The following is a 16,861-nucleotide window of genomic DNA, read 5'->3' on the forward strand; positions in this document are numbered from 1 at the left end:
ATGATGTGGAGATGACGATGGCGGCTGCGAGGGACCTGAAGGCGTGCGAAATGGCCGGAGCTGGAGCCGCCGACGCCGTCGAGTTGGCCAGGCGCCATCTCGTCCAGCCCTGGCCGTATGCCGGTTCGGTCGGCGCGGAAGCGCGCGCGCTGATCGGCGAAGGCGACGGCATCTACATCACCGACGGCACCGGCAAGCGCTTGATCGACGGGCCGGCCGGCATGTGGTGCGTCAATGTCGGCCATCGGCGCGAGGAGCTCGCCAGGGTGATGTACGACCAGGCGATGGCACTGTCCTACAATACGCCCTGGTACACGATGAACGCGCCGTCGGCGGAACTTGCCGGTCGCATAGCAGGTCATGCGCCTGGCGATCTCAGCCACGTCTTCTACACCACAGGCGGCTCCTCGGCGGTGGAGACGGCGCTGCGCTTCATGCAGTTCTACAACAATGTGCGGGGCCGGCCGGAGAAGAAGCTGATCCTGTCGCGCGGCGGCGCCTATCACGGCTCGACCTATCTGTCGGCCTCGCTCAATGGCCGCCCGCGTGACCGCGACTGGATGGACGGCGCCGACGAGCTGGTGATCAAGCTGTCCTCGCCCGATCCGTTCCGTCGTCCGCAGGGCATGAGCATGGCTGATTTCACCGACTTCCTCGTCGACCAGTTCCGCGACACCGTCGCGCGAGTCGGTGCTGACCGGATCGGCGCTTTCGTCGGCGAGCCGGTGCAGGCCTCCGGCGGCGTTATCGTGCCGCCGGACGGCTATCTCAAGCGCATTCGCGAGATCTGCCGCGACAACGATATCCTCTATGTCTCCGACGAGGTGGTGACGGGCTTTGGACGGCTGGGCCATGTCTTCGCCTCCGGCGATGTGTTCGGCATCGATCCCGACATGATCACCTTCGCCAAGGGTGTGACGTCAGGCTATTTCCCGCTCGGCGGCGTCATCATATCGGAACGGCTGCTGGAGGAACTGCGCCGGTCGAACCATCCCGACGCGATGTTCGGCCATGGCCTGACCTACACCTCCCATCCGGTCGGCTGCGCAGTGGCGCTCAGGAATCTCGACCTTCTGGAACAGGGCGTACTTGCTCATACGCAAGCGGTCGCGCCCTACTTCCAGGCGCAGCTGAAGACGCTGGAAGAATTGCCGTTGGTCGGCGAGGTGCGCGGGCTGGGATTGATGGGCTGCGTCGAATGTGTCGCCGACCGCGAAAGCAAGGACCCGCTGCAGCTCGACAAGGATGTCGGCAAACGCATCGACGCGCATTGCCACGAGCTCGGCCTGCTGGTGCGGCCGCTGATCAACATGTGCGTGATGTCGCCGCCGCTGGTCATCACGCGCGAGCAGATCGACGACATGGTCGGCATTTTGCGCGAGGGCATTTCTCGCACGATGGATGATCTCAGGAAAGAAGGGGTGTGGCGGGGATGACGTTCTTTCTTCGCCCCGCATAGGACTGGGAGAGGAGCGCTCTCACCGATGGTTTCGCCAATTATCGGCGTCGCCTATCCACGCGACCGCAGCGCGTCGTTCAAATTCCACATGTCCTTTTCTTCCGGCGCCGTCTCGAGCCCAAGCACGGGGATCTGCCTGCGCAGATGGTCGTGGTGGGTGCGCACGCCGTATTCGAGGTCGGAGAGGTAAAAACCCTCGAAGGCTTCCGACAGCATGGATTCGTTCGACCACACCGAAAGCTGGACATCCTCCGACATGGTGTCGCGGTCGATGCGGAAGGAGAGATAGCGGGCCGCAGCCTGCTCGCGGCTTTCGTCGCGATAGCGGTAGATGGCGCCGCGCAGCAGGGTCTCACCCGTCGAAAGCGGGAATTCCTGATAGAACTGCACCGATTCCGGCATCACCGAGAGGACGGCATTGGGGAAGATGCCATAATAGACCCAGGCCTTCTTCAGATAGTCCGGCAGATGCGCCGGCTCCGGCGCGATCTTGACGTAGTTCCTGACGCTCCAGCGACGGCCGGCATGCGGGTTGTAGCTGGCGAAGGAGCGCGACACGCCGTTGACGAAGGGTTCGTCGAAATAGGTCGCGCCATAGAGGTCCTGCAGAGCCGGGTGCGCCATGGCGACGTGATAGCCCTCATTGTCGACGTCGCGCACCGACTTCCAGTTGACCGGAGTTTTCTGGGTCCAGATGCCCCAGGAGGGCACCATGTCGGCGGCCTTGTAGTGCGAGAATTCGGGCTCGATCGGCTTCATCAGCTCGGCGACGGAGGGCTGCGGGCCGCCAGCGCGGAAGCGAATGAAGATAAAGCCCATCCAGACCTCCAGATCGAGCGGCATCAGGCCGAACTCGGTCTTGTCGAGATCGGGAAAGGAACGCGGGCGGGCAGCGCCGCGCAACGTGCCGTCGAGATTGTAGACCCAGCCGTGGAACGGGCACACTAGCGCGTTCTTGCAGTTGCCCTGGCTGTCGGCGACGACACGGCTGCCGCGATGGCGGCACATATTGTTGAAACCGCGCACGACGCCGTCCTTGCCGCGCACGATCAGAGCGCGTTCGCCGACGACGTCCATGGTCAGGTAATCGCCGGCGTCAGGGATGTCGCTGACATGTCCGGCGATCTGCCAGTGGTTGCGGAAAACGTGCTCCTTCTCGAGTTCGAGGAGGGCATCGGAATGGTAGCTCCAGCCAGGCAGTCCCCGCCGGTCCCAATCGTTGGGAATGGCCACGTCACGGAGATGCGGGTTCATAAAACGTCTCTTCTTTTTATTGAATATCCGTTCAATATAATCATATTTTTCATTGAAATGCAATGGCTTGGGGAAACAAGCATATTTTCGAAAGAAAGTTGGCGCGCCGATTTCAATCCAATCCGATGCAATGGCTCGCCCCGAAAACCCCGGAGAATCCGGGCGTTAGCCCGGGTTTCAAAGCTTGGTTCCGGCGTGTTTTCGAAGCAAATCCTGCCAGGAGGGAAGCCGAGACAAAAGGGGCGTCGCCGCACGTCTTGCCCGCTTGCCGGTCCGCCGAGCCGGGATCGGCTGCGCGAGATGCCCACTTGATGTGGTCTGGCCACGGGGCCGTTTCAAGGCGGTTACAATATCAGATTCACGCCAGCTTTCCGCTGATACAGAGCGCGACTAAGTTCGTTTTATCAAAAAAAGAAAGTCAACGAAGGGGATGATGATGCATGCGAAAGTTCAGATTGCCAGCAATGACCGCCGGTCCCAGGCTCCGGAGCGCGTTAGCCGCCGCCCGAAGCTGGCATTGCGCCGGCGCGCCAGCGACCACCCCATGGCGATGTTCATGGCGCTGGCTGCTTGCGCCTTCGCCGGCATGGCGTTCGCGCCGACGGTCGGCCCGGCCTTTGCTTCGCTCAATCCACCGGCCAACGTCGTCGGCGGCGCAATGACCACCACCAGAACCGCACGCCTGCCGATGCCGATGATCGACTTTGCCTGCAAGGGGCAGGCCTGGGGCGCCGAGAGCGCCGATTGCCTGCGGGCCATAGCCGAGCAGTCCGGAGCCCACAAAGCCCGTGCGGTCCGGATGATCGCCAATGCCGCGCCGCTGACCAATACGCCGAATATTTTCTGAGTTCGACTGAAACATGGTTCCGAAGCGGCTCCGCTTTGGAACGTGCCGCGGCGCTCCCCGAGCGCGTCCAGCGCTCCCTTCGGCTCCCGCCGCATGTCGGCCGGGGGCTTTTTTTACCGGTTGGTGCGGTCTATCCCTTCGAAACCACCTGGTCGGCAATGGCGGACAGGACGCTGCGCACATCCAGCGTGCTGAACGGTTTCTCCAGGATCTGCGGGCGCTGCAAGGGCGGCAGCGCCTCGATTTCGGCCTTGGCGCCGATCAGGTCGCCAGTGACCAGCACGAAACGCCGCGCCAGTTCCGGTCTTTCGGCAAGCAACTCTCGATAGATGGTCATGCCGCTTGTTCCAGGCATGCGCAGGTCCGAAAAGACGATGTCGGGCGGCATGTGGCCAGCCAATATGGCTGTGGCCGTGTCCCAGAGGGGCGCGATCCGTGACTTGATGCCCATCAGTTCGAGTATGTCGGAGAGCGAACCGGCGACGTCGGGCTCGTCATCGATGATCAAGGCGTGGCGCAGCCCGCTCGATCGCGGCTGGCCCTCGCCGGCGATGGCGACGCCGGCTACAATGGCCGGCAGCTGGACGACGAAACGGGCGCCACTTGGCAGCACTTCCTCGAACCAGACATTGCCATTGTGCCGCTCGATGATCGATTTCGAGATCGACAGGCCGATGCCGGTTCCGACGCCGACCGGCTTGGTGGTGAAATAGGATTCGAAGATGCGGGACCGGATCGCTTCCGGTACGCCAGGCCCATTGTCCTCGACCGAGAAACCGGGATCGCCGCGCTCGCTGCGGAAGGTCCGCACCTTGATCAGCCGGTCGCCGCCTATGCCTGCCAGCGCATGCTGGCTGTTGATGAGGAAATTGGCGGCCACCTGGGTGACGTGATCGGCATCGGCCATGGCCAGCAACGGGCCAGGCGCGAAATCGGTGTCGATGATGATGCCGCTCGAGCGCGCGCCGTAGGCGGTCACCTCGAGCGCCGCGCGGATCACCTGGTTGAGGTCCGTCTCGGCCCGCTCGGTCGGATGCAGCCGGACCATCGACAGGAAGCTCTTGACGATGCGGCCGCAGCGCTCGGCGGCGGCGCGAACTTTCTCGGCGCGAACCTTGGTCTGCGGATCGGAGGCGAATTCGTGCAGCAGCGTCGACTGGGCGACAACCACGGCCAGCGGGTTGTTGAGCTCATGCGAGACGCCCGCAAGCAGCGAACCCATCGCCGCCATCTTCTCGTTCTGGTGCAACTTCTCGCGCTGCCGATTGATCTCCTCCTCGGCGCGCAGCTTGTCGCGCAGGTCCCGGATGGAGCCGAAGATCAGGCGGCGGTCGGCGACCCGCATCTCGGTTGCCGTCAGTTCGATGGGGAAAATCTCGCCGGCGGCGTTCTGGGTCACCGTCTCGAGCCGCTGTCCGACCATTGGCGCGCCGCGGCCGGACATGTATTCGGCCCCCGACGCATAGCCCTTACGGTAATAGATCGGCACGATGGTGTCGAGCAGGTCCTTGCCGAGGATATCGCTGCGCAGGAAGCCGAACATCTTCTCGGCGGCCGGATTGAATTCGACGATCGAGCCGGTCTCGTCGATGACGAGGATGGCATCGAGCGAGGCTTGCAGCATGGTGCGGCGGATGACCTCGCTGGCGTGGGCGTCGGAGGGCGAGCGTTCGATCGCGTCGCCGATGGCCAGCGCGATGATATGCAGCGTCGCTTCTTCCTCATCGGTCCATTCGCGCTCCTCGATACAGTCATTGACCGCCAGCGTCCCCCACAGGTGGCCATGCGCGAATACGGACACCGACAGGAACGATTTAATGCTCTGTTTCTCGAAGTCGGCTCTCAGGAAGCCCTCGAGGTCGCGCGTATGGCCGGCGAAAATCTTGCCCTGCCGTTCATCCTCCTGCAGCCGTTCCAGCAGCGGATCGGCGTTGATGATCGACTGCACGATCACCGTCGGCGAGGCCAGCTCGCCACCGACCACGGGATCGATCCAGTAGGCGGCCACCGACTGGGCAAATCCCTGGCCGGGCAGTTCGCGCAGGCGGAACAGGATGCCGCGCTGGCAGTCCATTGCGTGGCAAAGCGTTTCCAGTATGGCTTCCATCTCGCGCTGCCAGTCGCCGGCCTCGCGCAGCCGCCGCACCACGCGCACGGCCGCCATCGCCGCGCCTTGCCGGCCGTCTTGCATGTCCGTGCCTGCTGCTTCAGCGGTCATTTTCAGCCATTGTTGCGGTGCCAAGCGGATTTCATGCGCCGCGTCTCAAATCCTTGTTTTTATGCGTTGTCCCAAAACCAAGAGCGTTTTTGGGCGACAAGTATTGCGACGGATCCGTCCACAGACCAGCACAGGCGCGGGAGCAATCCCCCGCGCCCACTTAGTGGCCGTCGCCGGCCGGCAGCGAGAAGATATAGCCTTCGCCGCGCACCGTGCGCAGGAATTTCGGGCTGGCCGGATCCGTTTCTATCTTCTTGCGCAGGCGCATGATGCGAATGTCGACCGCGCGCGAGGATTCCGGATCTTCGGTGAGGCCGATCGCTTCGGAAATGGCAGCACGTGTCAGCAGCCGGTTGGCGCGGGTCAGGAAAACCTCCAGCACGTCGAACTCGCTCTTGGCCATGTCGATCACCGCGCCGTTGGCGCCGGTGACCAGCCTGCCGTCGAGATCAGCCTGGAAGGAGCCGAAAGCGACGGAGCGGCGGGGATCGCTCGCCTTTTGGCCGTGCATCGGCGCGTGCTGCGGAACCCGGCGCAGCACGCTGCGGACCCTGGCCAGCACCTCGCGCAGCTCGTAGGGTTTGACGATGTAGTCGTCGGCGCCGAGCTCAAGTCCGACGATGCGATCAAGCGCGGTGCCGGCGGCGGTGGCATAGATGATGCCGATCGGCAGTCTCGAGCGCAACCAGCGGCCGAGCGATAGCCCATCCTCACCCGGCATGGCGATGTCGAGGATGGCGAGGTGGAATGATTGCGTTTCGACCAGGCTGCGCGCGGCGGCCGCGGTTTCGGCGGTCGCCACGTCATAGCCGGCGGCGCCGAGATATTCGGCGACCGCCTCTCTTAGATCGGGCTCATCCTCGACAATTAAAATTCTTGCCCGCACGATGCGCTCGCTCCCACTTTCGGTGGAAAGTAGATTGGGTATAAACATGATGTCCAGCACTCATATCGGGTTGCCAGGAAATGGTTGGAAAACATGGCTGCACGCGCCGTTATCGGGCTTATCTGCGTCGCCGACGTGGTGGCGACCGAACTCGCCGATCACCTTGAGCGGCGAGGCCACGACGTGCGTCAGGCGCGCCAGCCCTGGGAAGCGGAATCTATGCTGGCGGGAAAGGGCGTCGACGTCGTCGTCGTCGGTGACAGCCTCAGCCAGGCGGAGGGACGTGATCTGCTCAGGCGTTATGGCAGCCAAGGCGGGGGCGGTGAAGGCGGACCGGATTTCATCCTGATCTGCCGGCCGTGCGACCTCGTCGACAAGGTGCTGGCGCTCGAGCTCGGTGCGGCCGACGTCATCGAAAGTCCGCTCAATGTCAGGGAACTCGCCGCCCGTGTCGGCGGCCTGCTGACGCGGCGGGGCAGGGCCGCCCAGGAACTGATCGTGTTGGAGAACGCGACCGTCGATTTGAGGTCGGCCATCGTCATGCACCGCTCGGGCACGGAGGAGCAGCTTTCGCCCGGCCAGGTGGCGCTGCTTCGGCTGTTCCTGGCCAGTCCCCGCAAGGTGCTGACGCGCGACGACATAATCGCGGCGGCGCCGGCCGAGAATGTCGACGCTTTCGACCGCTCGATCGATTCGCGCATCGTGCGGCTGCGCCGCAAGCTCGATACGGAAGCTATCATCACCATACGCGGCGCCGGCTACCGTTTCGATCCGCCGGCGCAATTCGCCGATTGACGGCTGGGCGCTCACGCAATTCCTCTGGTTGAGCATCGGATTTCCAAACCGGTTTTCACCTCGGGCCCGATTGCCCTGCGCTCAGCGCACCACCAGTAGCGATGGCCCCGGCGGCATGTCGCTGCCTGCCACGAACTCGCCTGCATGCGCGCGCTCTTTCAAGAGCACGGTGGCGAGCCCGGCAAAGCCGAGCAGGCCCTGTGCGTAGAGCAGTGCCGAAAGCACCGAAGCTGCAAGTTTCGTTTTCATTGCGTCAATCCCCAGTAAATCATGTTGCGGCAGCTTGTTTTCCGAAGACCAACGCCCGTCTTGGGTGGGCGCGTGACGCCTCGGCATACTTCAGGAACTCCCGAAGTGCCCGCGCCGTCTACGGAGCCCCCCGTCACGGCGCGGGCCTTCGGTCCTCTCAGCAGCAAGTTGCCGGAGGGGCCGCGCAATGCCAGCAGCTGAAGGCCAACCCGCCAGTGGGCCTTGAGCCGGACGATGCGCAGGCTGGAACAATCCAGACCGTGGCACAAAACAGAACGGTATGCAGGGTTGAGATCTCACTCGAACTCATCGCCGCGAGGCGGGCCATGGAACCGTCGGCAACCGTGCCGGCGCCGCTAGTGGCTGCTGCTGCGATGCTGATCCCGAGAAACCAGGACCGCATGTTCGTTTTCGTTCCCGTGGTCGTTGCCGTCTGCTTTCGTTACGTCAACTCTGCCGGCGGCCTGTATCCGCTTCATGCCGCCGAAAATGCGCTTTGTTGCAGATTCTGTTTCGAAATAGGGCTCCAACCTTTCAAGTTTGGCCAATCCGAACTTTCGTTTCGGGCTGGATACCTATGTGCCTACTCCTGTCCAGGGTGACAGCGTCAATGTCCGCCATTTGGGAACTTTGGCCCGTTAACCAGAGGAAACATATTCGAAACACAAACGAGCATTTCACGAAATCTCTCCGAAACATGATGCATCGATAAGCCGCTCATCGAATTTGGGGCCGGCCAGCCCGGCAGAGAGAGGGACATCATGCATACTGCTATTTCCGCCAAGCTCATCAACATAACCGCCGCCGCTGCCCTGACGGGTGCGGCGCTTCTGTTCGGCGCCGGCACGGGTACCGCGCATGCCGCCAACAAGATCGTGGCGCGCGTCTCGCTTTCGCAACAGGTCATGGAAGTCTCGGTCGACGGCCGCCCGGCCTTCGCCTGGAAGGTTTCCACCGGCGACAGGGCGCATGTGACGCCGACCGGCTCGTTCAAGCCGACGCGCATGCATGAAATGTGGTATTCGAAGAAGTACGACAACGCGCCGATGCCGCATTCGGTGTTCTTCAGCGGCGGCTATGCGGTGCACGCCACCTATGCCATCAAGCGGCTTGGCCGGCCGGCCTCGCATGGTTGCGTGCGGCTACATCCCGACAATGCCGCCGATTTCTACCAGCTCGTCGAAACCTTCGGGCCGGCCAACACCAGCATCGTCATCGTCAAGTAGCTGGCTGGCAACGGATCGGCACAGCAGCCATATCCGTTCAGGGCTCCCGCCGGAACATTTTCCCGCGGTAATCGAGCACAGCCAAAAAAGAGGCCGGGACGTTTCCGGCCTCTTTTTTGTTAGTTTTTGTTAGTTCGGCAATGCCGTTTCCATCAGCTCGGCAATGCCGGCATCAATTTGGGATCCGGCTTCTCGGCCAGCTGGGGCAAGTCCTTGCTGGCAATGAAGGTATAGAACATGGGCACGACGAAGAGCGTGAACATGGTGCCTACCAGGATGCCGGTGAAGATGACCAGGCCCATCGAATAACGGGCCGCGGCGCCGGCGCCGCTGGACGTGATCAGCGGCACCACGCCAAGCGCCATCGCCGCCGTCGTCATCAGGATCGGCCGCAGCCGCACCTTGGCCGAAGCGATGATGGCGTCGCGCCGCCGCATACCGTGGATCTCGCGCTGCTGGTTGGCGAACTCGACCAGCAGGATGCCGTGCTTGGTGATCAGGCCGATAAGCGTGATCAGTCCGACCTGCGTGTAGATGTTGAGTGTGCCGAGGCCGAGATTGAGCGGCACGATGGCACCGAAGATCGACAGCGGCACCGCCATCATGATGATCAGCGGATCACGGAAGCTTTCGAACTGCGCCGCCAGCACCAGATAGATGACGATGACGGCCGCCCCGAAAGCGATCAGGATCGTGTTGCCCTGTTCCTTCTCCTGCCTGGACTGGCCCGAATAGTCGATGAAGAAGGTGTCGGGCAGGCTCTCCCTGGCTATGTCCTCGAGGACTTTCAATCCATCGCCAGTGGTGACGCCGGGCAGCGGCAGCGCCGAGATCGTCGACGAATTCAGCTGGTTGAACTGCTCGATCGCGGCCGGCGACGCATTGGTCGAGATCTTCACCACCGCCGACAGCGGTACCATCTCGCCCGTTACGCTGCGCACGAAGTACTCGCCGAGTTTTTCGGGATTGTCGCGGAATTCTTTCGGCACCTGCGGGATGATGTCGTAGCTGTTGGAGTCGCGGTCGAACTGCGCCACTTCGGCGCCGCCGACCAGCAGCGTCAGCGTCCGGCCGATATCGGCGATCGGCAGGTTCAACGCCGCGGCGCGGTCGCGGTCGATGGTCACCGTCACCTGCGGCGCATCATAGGCCATCGAATTCTGCACGACGATGAAGCGGCCGGAGGCCTGTGCCTTGTTCTTGATCTTCTCGGCCACGTCGTAAACTTCCGAGGAGTCGCCGGTCGATCGCACCACCAGGGCGATGGGCAGGCCGCCGCCGGAGCCCGGCAGCGTCGGTGGCGCAAAGACAAAGGCCTGGACGCCCGCCACCTTGGCGAGACGGGCCGTGATGTCGGCCTGCAGCTCCTTCGAGTTGCGCTTGCGCTCCGCCCAGTCCTTGAAGGCGAAACCGACGAAGGCGCTGTTCGTCGTGCCGCCGAACGCGACGGCCGAGAACTGCGCCCGCGTCTCGGGAATATCCTTCACCAGACCGAGCATCTGGTTGACGTAAGTCTCGGTGTAGTCGGATGTCGCGTAACGCGGCGCCGTTACAAGCGAGAGCAGGAAGCCCTGGTCTTCTTCCGGCGCCAGTTCGGTTGAGGTCTTGGTGAACATGAAGCCGGTCACCCCGACAAGCGCCAGCACGATGATCAGCGTCAGCGGGCGATAGTTGAGCGACCCGGTGACGGCCCGCTCATAGACGTGCTCGACCCGCGCGAAAGTGCCGTCGACAATGCGCTGGAAACGGCCTGGCGTGCCGGACTTCAGCAGGCGCGCCGACATCATTGGCGTGATGGTGATGGCGATCACGCCCGACAGCACCACCGAGCCGGCGAGCGTGACGGCGAATTCGCGGAACAGCGCGCCGGTCAGGCCGCCGGTGAAGGCCAATGGCGCGAACACCGCGGCCAGCGTCATGGTCATGGCGACGATGGCGGTGGCGATCTCGCGCATGCCGTTGAAGGCCGCCTGCATCGGCGACATGTGGTCTTCTTCCATGTGGCGGTGGATATTCTCCACCACCACGATGGCGTCGTCGACGACGAGGCCGATCGCCAGAACCATGGCGAGCAGGGACAGAAGGTTGATCGAATAGCCCACCGCGAACAACAGGAAGCAGACGCCGATCAGCGACAGCGGGATGGTGACGATGGGCATCATCACCGAACGGAAAGAGCCAAGGAACAGAAGGATGACGACGACGACGATGGCAACGGCCTCGCCGATGGTCTTGAACACTTCGTCGATCGAGGCGCTGATCTGCCCGGTCGCGTCGTAGACGATCTCGATCGTCATGCCCTTCGGCAACGTCTCCTGGATTTGAGGCACCAGCCTGGTGAGCGCCGCCGCCGTGGTCAGAGGATTGGCAGCCGGGGTCGGGAAGATGGCGAGGAAGGTGCCTGGCTTGCCGTTGAAGGAAACCCTGGTGTCGGTGTTCTCGGCGCCCAGTTCGACGCGGGCGACATCGCGCAGCCGCACCACATTGCCGTCGGTCGAGCGCAGCGGCAGCTCGGCGAAGGCTTCCGGCGTCTGCAGCGTCGAGCGCACGGTGATCGAGGAGACGACATATTCGTTCTCGGTGTTGCCGGGCGCCGACAGGAAGTTGGAGTTGTTGATCGCCGTCAGCACTTCCGATGCCGTCACGCCGCGCGCGGCGAGCCTGACCGGATCGATCCAGACGCGCATCGAGTATTCCTGGGCACCGAAGATCTGCACGTCGGCGACGCCTTCGACCGTCGACATGCGGGGCCTGATGACGCGCTCGATATACTCGGTCAGCTGCTCCTTGGTCATGTTCGGGTTCTGCATCGAGATGTACATCATCGCGAACTGCTGGCCCGTGCCCTTGACGATGACGGGATCCTTGGAGGCGTCCGGCAAGGTGCCGCGCACGCCCTGGACCTTGGACAGCACTTCGGTCAGCGCGACGTCCGGGTTGGAGCCGAGTTTCATCTGCACCGTCACGGTGCTGGAGGACGGTCGGCTCGACGACGTGACGTAATCGATGTTCTCGGTCGAGGCGACGGCGCGCGCGATCGGAGCGGAAATGAAGCCCTGGATCAGGTCGGCGCTGGCGCCCGGATAGGCCGTCGTGATGGTGATCGCGGTTTCGTCAACCTTCGGATACTGGCGGATCGACAGGCTGAATATGCCCTGGAAACCCAGGAGCAGGATCATGCATGCAAGGACCGTGGAGAGGACGGGCCGGCGAATGAAGAGATCGGAAACGCTCATTGCTGGTCGGCCTGCTTGTTCGCCGATTTGGTTGGGTCGATGGTGTTGTCGACGTTGACGGACATGCCGTTGAAGAGGCGATTCTGACCTGCCGTGACAACCTCATCGCCCGCCTTGAGGCCCTCGACGATCTCGACCATGCCCTCGTTGCGGCGGCCGGGCTTGACGAATACCTGCGACAGGACCAGGGCAGGCTGCTCGCCCCCCGTGGCCGGCTTGGCCTGATCGGCGGCGGCCTTGTCCGCTGGTTTTGCCGCATCGGCGGCAGGCTTCGCGGCTTCGGCCGGTTTGGCATCGGCCGCGGGCTTGGCGTCGGCCGGCTTGTCGGTCGCCGCCGCGGCGGGGTTTGTCTCCGGCTTGGTCGGCTGCGCCTCGGCGGGCTTTGCCGGGTGCACCACGAATATGTAGTCGCCATAGAGGCTGGTGGTCAGCGCCGTCTGCGGCAGCGCCAGCACATTCTGCTCCTCGGGCAGTTCGACACGCACTTGCACGAACTGGCCGGGGGTCAGCTTGCCTTCGGGATTGGCGACTTCCGCCCGGATGTTCACCAGCCGACTGGACGGGTCGATCTTGGGATCGATACCGCGAATGGTCCCGGCAAAAGGCATGTCGCCGCCGCTGAGGCCCAGCCGAACCGTCTGCCCGATCTTGAGCAGCGGCAGTTGCTGTTCGGGAACCGTGAAGTCGACCCGCATCGTGTCGAGATCCTGCAGCGTCACCACGGCGGTGCCGGGCGCCAGATATTGGCCTAGATCGATCTTCGGGATGCCGACGGTTCCAGCAAAGGGCGCCGTCAGCTGCTTCTGGTCGAGCACTGCCTGAAGCCTGTTGACCTGGGATGCCGAGGCGGACGCGGCCGCACGTGCGGTGTCCAAGGTCGAGTCCGAGCCGACACCGCGCTTGGTCAGTTCGAGCGCGCGGGTCAGCGATGTCTGATCGAGCGCCGCCTGCGCCTTCTGTGCCGCGAGATCGGCACGCTCTACGGCGTCGTCGAGCTGCAGCAGCACCGCATTGGCCGCCACTTTCTCGTTGGCATGGAAGGGGATCTCCTTGACGATGCCGGCGGTCTCAACCGTCAGGTCGACACCGCGCACGGCGCGGACCGTGCCGATCGCCTCGATGCCCGGCGTCCAGTTCGACGGCTTGACGATAGTTGTCGACACGGTTGCCGCTGGCGGCTTCATCGTGGCGAAATACTGCTTGATGCCGTTGTCACGCAGGAAATTGAACCCGACGATGCCGCCGACCACGATGACGAGCACGGCCAACACAACAATGATGATAACGAAACGGAGTATGCGCTTGAACAAGGAAGTCCCCTCAGTCGAAATCCGGCGCGAAGCGCGGATATCGGGACACATATCGACTGCGGGCCCCGATTTCAAATGACCGCGGTCTTACTGTACCGTCTGGACGGTCTTGTCAATTGGGCCTAAGCTTGCGATGGGAGGCGCCATGAAAGCCCAACGAACGAACTCGCGCGAGAGGATTCTCGCTGCGGCGGCGGACGTCGCACGGGAATCCGGTCCCGGTAGCCTGTCCCTGGATGCCGTCGCCAGCCGCGCCGGCGTATCAAAGGGCGGACTGCTCTACAATTTCCCGACCAAGGCCAAATTGATGCAGGGCCTGGTCGAAGGCTATCTGCGCGAATTCGAGCAGGCGCTGGAGACCGCCAGCAGCAACGACAATGGCGCAAATCCGCTCGCCGTCTACATCAGGCTTTCGGCCAAGGATTGCGAGGACAAGCAGCCATCGGCGTCGTGGATATTTTCGGCGATCGCCGAGGATCCGGACTTCATGTCGCCGATAAAGACGTTCAAGCGACAACTCTTCCAACGACTGAAGAGCGAGACGCCGGATCTCAAGTCGCTGCTGGTCTGCTATCTCGCCATCGAGGGCCTGCGCAGCATGAACCTGTTCGACGCGGACGTGCTTTCCCCAGACGAGCGGCAATTGCTGGTGTCGTCGCTGCTGGAAATCGCCGGGTCGCCCGATGTTGGCCCTGCCCGGGCCAAGCGACCCTGACGGACCATCAGGGCGGTTCGGTTTCCAGGCAATTCCGGAGGAAAAACCGCGCTCGCGCCGGTGATCGGCGCGTCGTCGAGGTACATCGAGTGGACATAGTCGCCATGCTGGCCTTGTAGCGCACCGGAATGACGTGACCGGTCTCGGTGTAGTCGCCGAAGCCGGTCGAGTCGGGCATGCGCGGATATATGGCTGTGGCATCGTCATGTTGCGGCGCACAAGACCGCGCCCTATCTTTCGTGTTCCCTCCCACCATATCGAGATCACCCATGGGTTCCCTGTCTTCGAAGAATGCGCTCGTCACCGGCTCGACCAGCGGCATCGGCCTGGCCATCGCCCGCGCCTTCGCCGCCGAAGGCGCCAATCTCACCATCAACGGCCTGGGCGAGGCCACGGCGATCGAGCAGGAGCGCGCCGGCATCGAGAAGGATTTCGGCGTCAAATGCCGCTACTCCGATTCCAACATGATGGACGGCGCGGCGGTCAGCGCCATGGTGCATGAGGCGGAAGAGGCGTTCGGCAGCCTCGACATCCTGGTCAACAACGCCGGCATCCAGCATGTCGCGCCGATCGAGGAATTCCCGGACGACAAATGGGAAGCGATCATCCGCATCAACCTCGTGTCGGCCTTCTACGCGATAAAAGCGGCGCTGCCTGGCATGAAGAGCCGCAAATGGGGCCGCATCATCAACACGGCTTCCGCTCATGCGCTCGTCGCCTCGCCGTTCAAATCCGCCTATGTCTCGGCCAAGCACGGCATATCAGGCCTGACCAAGACGGTGGCGCTGGAAGTCGCGCAGGACGGCATCACCGTCAACGCGATCGCGCCCGGCTATGTCTGGACGCCGCTGGTCGAGAAGCAGATCCCCGACACCATGAAGGCGCGCGGCATGACCGAGGAACAGGTCAAGCGCGATGTGCTTCTGGCCGCACAGCCGACAAAGGAATTCGTCGCCGTCCAGGACCTTGCCGCCCTGGCGCTGTTCCTGTGCTCGGATTCAGCCAGGCAGATCACCGGCACGACCTTGCCGATGGACGGCGGCTGGACGGCACAATAGAGCCCAGGCGAGGGGTTCTGTTCCTCGCTGATGCTGCAAGAGGCACAGCCCTCGGCGTCGGGACGCGCAAGCGCGTCTTGAGCCCGAACTTTCTGGGCCCGAATGCGTCGAACCGTCGCGAGCCGTTTGGTTGTCGGATTTGCCGGTTTTCCCACCTTGCTCGTGATGCTGGAAAGGGTACAAAAGTGCTACGAATCTGGACATTAGTCTTGACAGAAATACAGATGTTCAATACCCGTCAGGTGATTGAATAGCAGCATTACGGGAGGAATGAGCGGTATGGCTTCCAATGTTTCGTTGACGGGCCTTGCCCGTGATCTCGAGGTGCGGGCCAGGTCGGGCAAGCCAATCCGCATCGGCTTGATCGGTTCGGGCGAGATGGGAACCGACATCGTCACCCGCGTCGCCCATATGTCCGGTATTGAGATCGGCGCCATTTCCGAGCTGAACCTGCCCGCCGCCAGTAAGGCCGTGGATATCGCCTTCCAGGAAACCGGGCATGCGCGCGAAGTGTCGAACGCCTCGGCGATGACGGCCGCCATGGAGGCCGGCAAGGTGGCGGTCACCAACGACGCCAGCCTGGTCATCAACAATGACCTGATCGACGTCGTCATCGACGCCACCGGCGTTCCCGCCGTCGGCGCCGAGATCGGCTTGCGCGCCATGGAGCACGGCAAGCACCTGGTGATGATGAATGTCGAGGCCGACGTCACCATCGGCGCCTATCTCAAGAGCGAGGCCGACCGGCTCGGCGTCACCTATTCGCTGGGCGCCGGCGACGAGCCGTCTTCCTGCATGGAGCTTATCGAATTCGTCTCGGCCATGGGCCATCCGATCGTCGCCGCCGGCAAGGGCAAGAACAATCCGCTCAACATCGACGCCACGCCGCCCGACTATGAAGAGGAAGCCAAGCGCCGGCACATGAATGTGCGTATGCTGGTCGAGTTCGTCGACGGCTCCAAGACCATGGTCGAGATGGCGGCGATCGCCAACGCCACCGGGCTGGTGCCCGACAAGGCCGGCATGCATGGTCCGGCGGCGACGCTCGGCGAATTGTCCAAGGTGCTGGTGCCGCAGAAGGACGGCGGCGTGCTGTCGAAGGTCGGCGTCGTCGACTATTCGATCGGCAAGGGTGTCGCGCCCGGCGTGTTCGTCGTCGCCGACATGTCGCATCCGCGCATTTCGGAGCGCATGGAAGATTTGAAGATGGGCAAGGGCCCGTACTTCACCTTCCATCGGCCCTACCATTTGACCTCGCTCGAAGTGCCCCTGACCTGCGCCCGCGTCGTGCTCTACGGCAAGGCCGACATGGTGCCGCTGGCAAAGCCGGTGGCCGAAGTCGCAGCCGTGGCCAAGAAGGACATGAAGCCGGGCGAGAAGCTCGATGCGATCGGCGAATATTGCTACCGCGCCTGGATCATGACGGCGCCGGAAGCACATGCCGCCAGGGCCATTCCCTGCGGTCTGCTGCAAGGCGGTTCGGTGACGGCGCCGATCAAGAAGGGCGAGCTCATCACCTACGCCAATGCCGCCCCGGCTCCCGGCTCCAAGATCGCCGAACTGCGCGCGCGCCAGGACAAGCTCGTCTACGGAACCGTGGAGGTGTGA

General features: G+C 63.2%; 14 protein-coding genes and 1 pseudogene. 7 read left to right on the forward strand and 8 right to left on the reverse strand.

All coding sequences use genetic code 11. The features are described from left to right. Positions 1–17: 17 nt before the first annotated feature. Positions 18–1,436: an aminotransferase gene (locus FJ951_RS25485; RefSeq protein ID WP_140517908.1), complete on the forward strand. Its 1,419-nt coding sequence runs from the start codon at positions 18–20 to the stop codon at positions 1,434–1,436. Positions 1,437–1,510: 74 nt separating this feature from the next. On the opposite strand, the gene FJ951_RS25490 is transcribed toward FJ951_RS25485, so the two are convergent. Beyond that, a complete protein-coding gene (locus tag FJ951_RS25490) occupies positions 1,511–2,713 on the reverse strand; it encodes an aromatic ring-hydroxylating dioxygenase subunit alpha (protein ID WP_140517909.1) in 1,203 nt (400 codons plus the stop codon). 436 nt (positions 2,714–3,149) lie between these two features. On the opposite strand from FJ951_RS25490, the gene FJ951_RS25495 reads away from it, so the two are divergent. Further along, entirely contained in the window at positions 3,150–3,560 is a 411-nt protein-coding gene (locus FJ951_RS25495) for a hypothetical protein (RefSeq protein ID WP_140517910.1), read from the forward strand. Positions 3,561–3,690: 130 nt separating this feature from the next. Here the strand turns inward: FJ951_RS25495 and FJ951_RS25500 are convergent, their stop codons facing one another. Both FJ951_RS25500 and FJ951_RS25505 read right to left on the reverse strand, forming a co-directional pair. Further along, positions 3,691–5,778 carry a sensor histidine kinase gene (locus FJ951_RS25500; RefSeq protein WP_181172281.1) on the reverse strand — a complete coding sequence of 696 codons (2,088 nt, stop codon included), beginning with the start codon at positions 5,776–5,778 and terminating at the stop codon, positions 3,691–3,693. Positions 5,779–5,938: 160 nt separating this feature from the next. Beyond that, positions 5,939–6,712, reverse strand: coding sequence for a response regulator transcription factor (locus FJ951_RS25505; protein WP_181167426.1), 774 nt, complete (start codon positions 6,710–6,712; stop codon positions 5,939–5,941). A gap of 45 nt (positions 6,713–6,757) precedes the next feature. On the opposite strand from FJ951_RS25505, the gene FJ951_RS25510 reads away from it, so the two are divergent. Further along, positions 6,758–7,459, forward strand: coding sequence for a response regulator transcription factor (locus tag FJ951_RS25510; protein WP_140500617.1), 702 nt, complete (start codon positions 6,758–6,760; stop codon positions 7,457–7,459). A gap of 81 nt (positions 7,460–7,540) precedes the next feature. Here FJ951_RS25510 and FJ951_RS25515 read toward each other — a convergent pair whose 3' ends face one another. Together FJ951_RS25515 and FJ951_RS28555 are read right to left on the reverse strand one after the other, a co-directional pair. Beyond that, positions 7,541–7,708 carry a hypothetical protein gene (locus tag FJ951_RS25515; RefSeq protein WP_140500618.1) on the reverse strand — a complete coding sequence of 56 codons (168 nt, stop codon included), beginning with the start codon at positions 7,706–7,708 and terminating at the stop codon, positions 7,541–7,543. Between the two features lie 356 nt (positions 7,709–8,064). After that, positions 8,065–8,256 carry a hypothetical protein gene (locus tag FJ951_RS28555; RefSeq protein ID WP_181165414.1) on the reverse strand — a complete coding sequence of 64 codons (192 nt, stop codon included), beginning with the start codon at positions 8,254–8,256 and terminating at the stop codon, positions 8,065–8,067. A 213-nt stretch (positions 8,257–8,469) separates the two neighbouring features. Here FJ951_RS28555 and FJ951_RS25525 point away from each other — a divergent pair, with 213 nt between their 5' ends. Then, positions 8,470–8,934 (forward strand): L,D-transpeptidase, encoded by a 465-nt coding sequence (locus FJ951_RS25525; RefSeq protein WP_140517911.1) that lies wholly within the window; start codon positions 8,470–8,472, stop codon positions 8,932–8,934. Between the two features lie 152 nt (positions 8,935–9,086). Here FJ951_RS25525 and FJ951_RS25530 read toward each other — a convergent pair whose 3' ends face one another. Continuing rightward, positions 9,087–12,170, reverse strand: coding sequence for an efflux RND transporter permease subunit (locus FJ951_RS25530; protein ID WP_140517912.1), 3,084 nt, complete (start codon positions 12,168–12,170; stop codon positions 9,087–9,089). After that, on the reverse strand, positions 12,167–13,480 hold the full coding sequence (locus tag FJ951_RS25535; protein WP_140500621.1) for an efflux RND transporter periplasmic adaptor subunit: 1,314 nt from the start codon (positions 13,478–13,480) through the stop codon (positions 12,167–12,169). Before FJ951_RS25535 ends, FJ951_RS25530 begins: the two co-directional genes overlap by 4 nt. Before the next feature lie 145 nt (positions 13,481–13,625). Here FJ951_RS25535 and FJ951_RS25540 point away from each other — a divergent pair, with 145 nt between their 5' ends. Then, a complete protein-coding gene (locus FJ951_RS25540; RefSeq protein ID WP_140517913.1) occupies positions 13,626–14,195 on the forward strand; it encodes a TetR/AcrR family transcriptional regulator in 570 nt (189 codons plus the stop codon). Positions 14,196–14,251: 56 nt separating this feature from the next. On the opposite strand, the pseudogene FJ951_RS28915 reads toward FJ951_RS25540, so the two are convergent. Further along, positions 14,252–14,376: pseudogene (locus FJ951_RS28915) on the reverse strand (acetoacetate decarboxylase family protein); the annotation flags it as partial. Positions 14,377–14,464: 88 nt separating this feature from the next. Between FJ951_RS28915 and FJ951_RS25550 the strand changes: the two are divergent. Both FJ951_RS25550 and FJ951_RS25555 read left to right on the forward strand, forming a co-directional pair. Beyond that, positions 14,465–15,253 (forward strand): 3-hydroxybutyrate dehydrogenase, encoded by a 789-nt coding sequence (locus FJ951_RS25550; protein WP_140517914.1) that lies wholly within the window; start codon positions 14,465–14,467, stop codon positions 15,251–15,253. A gap of 279 nt (positions 15,254–15,532) precedes the next feature. Further along, entirely contained in the window at positions 15,533–16,861 is a 1,329-nt protein-coding gene (locus tag FJ951_RS25555) for an NAD(P)H-dependent oxidoreductase (protein WP_140500624.1), read from the forward strand.

Source organism: Mesorhizobium sp. B2-2-3 (assembly GCF_006442405.1).
GTDB lineage: Bacteria > Pseudomonadota > Alphaproteobacteria > Rhizobiales > Rhizobiaceae > Mesorhizobium.

Coding starts and splice junctions, on each gene's coding strand:
- FJ951_RS25510 (WP_140500617.1), top strand. CDS start 6,758: ATGGCTGCACGCGCCGTTATCGGGCTTATCTGCGTCGCCGACGTGGTG.
- FJ951_RS25525 (WP_140517911.1), top strand. CDS start 8,470: ATGCATACTGCTATTTCCGCCAAGCTCATCAACATAACCGCCGCCGCT.
- FJ951_RS25490 (WP_140517909.1), bottom strand. CDS start 2,713: ATGAACCCGCATCTCCGTGACGTGGCCATTCCCAACGATTGGGACCGG.
- FJ951_RS25540 (WP_140517913.1), top strand. CDS start 13,626: ATGAAAGCCCAACGAACGAACTCGCGCGAGAGGATTCTCGCTGCGGCG.
- FJ951_RS25495 (WP_140517910.1), top strand. CDS start 3,150: ATGCATGCGAAAGTTCAGATTGCCAGCAATGACCGCCGGTCCCAGGCT.
- FJ951_RS25505 (WP_181167426.1), bottom strand. CDS start 6,712: ATGTTTATACCCAATCTACTTTCCACCGAAAGTGGGAGCGAGCGCATC.
- FJ951_RS25550 (WP_140517914.1), top strand. CDS start 14,465: ATGGGTTCCCTGTCTTCGAAGAATGCGCTCGTCACCGGCTCGACCAGC.
- FJ951_RS25485 (WP_140517908.1), top strand. CDS start 18: ATGGCGGCTGCGAGGGACCTGAAGGCGTGCGAAATGGCCGGAGCTGGA.
- FJ951_RS25515 (WP_140500618.1), bottom strand. CDS start 7,708: ATGAAAACGAAACTTGCAGCTTCGGTGCTTTCGGCACTGCTCTACGCA.
- FJ951_RS25555 (WP_140500624.1), top strand. CDS start 15,533: ATGGCTTCCAATGTTTCGTTGACGGGCCTTGCCCGTGATCTCGAGGTG.
- FJ951_RS25530 (WP_140517912.1), bottom strand. CDS start 12,170: ATGAGCGTTTCCGATCTCTTCATTCGCCGGCCCGTCCTCTCCACGGTC.
- FJ951_RS25500 (WP_181172281.1), bottom strand. CDS start 5,778: ATGACCGCTGAAGCAGCAGGCACGGACATGCAAGACGGCCGGCAAGGC.